This is a genomic window from Burkholderia sp. BCC1985, assembly GCF_905339915.1.
GTDB lineage: Bacteria > Pseudomonadota > Gammaproteobacteria > Burkholderiales > Burkholderiaceae > Burkholderia.
This window is the reverse complement of record NZ_CAJPGY010000136.1, coordinates 1-403: the sequence shown is the minus strand read 5'-3', so window position 1 is coordinate 403 and position 403 is coordinate 1. Positions and strand designations below refer to the sequence as shown.

General features: G+C 65.5%; 1 pseudogene. It reads left to right on the top strand.

The window, feature by feature from the left end:
- Nucleotides 1–403: pseudogene (locus tag U4Z31_RS36995) on the top strand (sigma-70 non-essential region-containing protein); the annotation flags it as partial.

Below are 403 nucleotides of genomic sequence, written 5' to 3'. Positions count from 1 at the left end.
CGCCGGGGATTCGGAGAAGGCGAACGCGGCGCGCCTCGAAGAACTCACGAACGACAGTCTTGTGATTTTCGCACGCGTGCGTGCACTGTTCGAGCAGTTGCAGGATGTGCCTGTCACTGGCGGTGCCCGTTCCGCAGCCGCTGCGCAAGTGCGCACGGCGATCCAGTGTGAGCTCGCGCCGATCCGCTTTACCGCCAAGACCATCGACCGCCTGTGCGCAATTGTGCATGGGCAAGTGACTGAGGTGCGCGCGATCGAGCGCAGCATCCTGGCGATTGCTGTCGACCGTTGCGGCATGCCGCGCGACGCGTTTGTCGAGTCGTTCCCGGGCCACGAGACCGATCTTGAATGGACGACCCGAGCGGCGGGGACCTCGCCGCAGTTTGGCGCGGCGCTCGAGCGA